The following is a 2949-nucleotide window of genomic DNA, read 5'->3' as shown; positions in this document are numbered from 1 at the left end:
GCACCCGCTGCTGCGGATCCATCGCCAACGCCTCACGCGGCGAGATCCCGAAGAACGCCGCATCGAACCCCGCCGCATCGGCGAGGAAACCACCCGACCGCGTGTACGACCTCCCCGGACCACCGGCCGGATCAAAGAGACGACCCACGTCCCACCCACGATCCGACGGAAAGTCGCCCACCGCGTCGACCCCGTCGGCCACCAGGTCCCACAACCCCTGCGCCGACCCCACTCCACCCGGATAGCGGGCCCCCAACCCGACCACCACCACCGGATCATCCGACACCGGAACCCCGACCGGCAGGGGCGCGGCCGGGGCCTGGCGCCGGGCGCCGACCAGGAGGTTTCGCAGGTGGCGGGCCAGCGCGTCGGGGGTCGGGTGGTCGAAGACCATCGTCGCGGGCAGCCGGATCCCGGCGACCGTGGACAGCCGGTTGCGCAGTTCCACCGCGGTGAGCGAGTCGAAGCCCAGGTCCTTGAAGGCCCGCTCGGCGCTGACGGCAGCGGTGTCGGTGTGGCCGAGGACCGCGGCCGTCTGGCCGGTGACCAGTTCCAGGACGCGACTGTGCTGCTCGCCCTCGGGCAGGACCGACAGTTCCCTGCCCAGGCCCGGCCGGTCCGTGCGCCGGGTGGGCCTGGTACGGGTGAGGCGGCTGAGCAGGGGGCGGGTGGACGCCGCCGACAGGTCGAGGTGTGCGGGGACCAGCGCGGGATCGGCGGCGCCCAGGGCCAGGTCGAACAGTGCCAGCGCCTGGTTCGTGGGCATCGGCAGCACGCCGGCGCGGGCGAGGCGCTTGCGGTCGGTGTCGGTGAGGTGTTCGGTCAGCCCGCTGGCCTCGGCCCATTGCCCCCAGGCCAGCGACACGCCCGGCAGATCCAGGGCCCGCCGGTGCACGGCGAGGGCGTCCAGGAAGGCGTTCGCGGCGGCGTAGTTCGCCTGGCCCGGGCCGCCCAGCACACCGGCGGCGGACGAGAAGAGCACGAATGCGCTCAGGCCGAGGTCTTTCGTCAGCTCGTGCAGGTGCCAGGCGGCGTCGGCCTTGGGCCGCAGCACCTGGTCGATCCGGCCGGGCGTGAGGGATTCGACGACGCCGTCGTCGAGCACGCCGGCCGCGTGCACCACCGCGGTCAGCGGATGCTCGGCCGGGATCGAGTCCAGCACGGCTGCCAGCGCGTCCCGGTCGGCCACGTCGCAGGCCACCACCTCGGCGTCGAAGTCCACCTCCGCCGCGGTCCTGCTGAGCAGGAGCAGGTGCCGGATGCCGTGCCGGTCGCGCAGGTGCCGGGCGACGAGGCGGCCCAGTGTTCCGGTGCCCCCGGTGATCAGCACGGTGCCGTTCGGGTCGAGCGGGCCGGGTGCCGGGGCCGCTTCGGCCCGTACCAGGCGGGCGGCGTGGGCGGCGCCGTCGCGCACGACGAGCTGCGGTTCGTCCCCCGCGACGAGGACGCGGTCGTCGGTGTCGACGAGCACGAACCGGCCGGGGTGTTCCGCCTGGGCCGCGCGGACCAGGCCCCAGACGACGCTGGACGGCAGGTCGACGGGGTCCGGCCCGACCGCCCGGCGGGTCACCACGGCCAGCCGGCCGTCCCCGTCGCGCAGGAAGTCCTGGAGGACGCCCAGCGTCTCGGCGGCGACGGTGTGCGCGGCCGCCACGGGGTCTCCCGCCGGGGGCGTGACGTGGTGGACGGCCGGGGCTTCGCCGGTGCTCTCGACCGGCACCCAGTCGAGGCGGAAGAGCTGGTCGGTCCCGGCGACCGACAGGCCCGGCGGCCGGTGGCGCACGGTCAGCGCGTCGATCGCCGCCAGCGGCCCGGATTCGTCGGCGAGCGCGACCCGGAAGGTGTCGGGGCCGGTGGGTGTGAGGCGGACCCGGGCCGTGGAGCCGGCTTTCCGCATCGACACCCCGGCGAAGGAGAACGGCAGGCGGCCGGCCGCCAGCAGGGTCAGCGGCTGGAGTGCGGCGTCGAGCAGCGCGGGGTGGAGACCGAAGCGGTCGCGGGTGTCGGCGGGCAGCGCCACCTCGGCATAGAGCTCGTCGCCCTGCCGCCGGATCTCGCGTACGCCCGCGAACACCGGCCCGTACTCGTAGCCCTGGGCGGCGAGGGTGTCGTAGAAGTCGGTCAGGTCGACGGGTTCACCGGCCGGCTCCCAGGGCTCGCCGGTGTCGTACGGGTGGGGGCGGTCGCCGGTCGCCAACGTGCCGGTGGCGTGCCGCAGCCAGGTGCCGCCCGTCCGGGAGTGCACGGTGACGGGGCGTCGGCCCGTCCTGTCCGGTGCGCCGACGAGGACCTGGACCGGCACGGAACCGTCGTCCGGCAGGATCATGGGGGCTTCCAGCACCAGTTCGTCCAGGACGTCGCAGCCGGCCTGCCGGCCGGCGTGCAGGGCGAGTTCGACGAACACGGTGCCGGGCAGCAGCACGGAGCCCATGACGACGTGGTCGGCCAGCCACGGCCGGGTGGCCGTCGAGAGCCGCCCCGTGAGCAGGACGCTCTGGTCCCCGGCCAGTTCGACGACGGCCCCGAGCAGCGGGTGCCCGGCCGAGTCCAGTCCCGCCGCCGACACGTCGCCCTTCGCGGCGACGGGGTTCAACCAGTACGGCCGGTGCTGGAAGGCGTACGTCGGCAGTGGGACATGGTGGGGATCGGCGGGGAAGACCGGCGTCCAGTCGACGGCCACGCCCTGCGTGTGCAGGCGCGCCAGGGCGCGGTGGAATTCCTGCCTGCCGCCGCCGCGACGCAGGGTGCCGGTCGCAGCGCCGTCCATCACCGGCACCAGGACGGGGTGCGGGCTGACCTCCACGAACACGCCGTGCCGGTCCTGCGCGAGGGCCTCGACGGCGAGGTCGAAGCGTACGGGTTCGCGGAGGTTGCGGTACCAGTAGCCGGCGTCAAGGGCTGCGGTGTCGACGGGTTCCCCGGTGACCGTGGAGTAGAAGGGGACGTCCG

1 protein-coding gene is annotated in these 2949 nt (G+C 74.6%); it reads right to left on the bottom strand.

The window, feature by feature from the left end; translation table 11 throughout:
- Positions 1-2949: type I polyketide synthase (locus IE329_RS39685; protein ID WP_190215931.1), on the bottom strand; the 2949-nt coding region annotated here is incomplete at both ends.

This window comes from Kitasatospora indigofera (assembly GCF_014655955.1).
Taxonomy (GTDB): Bacteria; Actinomycetota; Actinomycetes; order Streptomycetales; family Streptomycetaceae; genus Kitasatospora; species Kitasatospora indigofera.
This window is presented reverse-complemented; position numbering and strand designations above follow the sequence as displayed.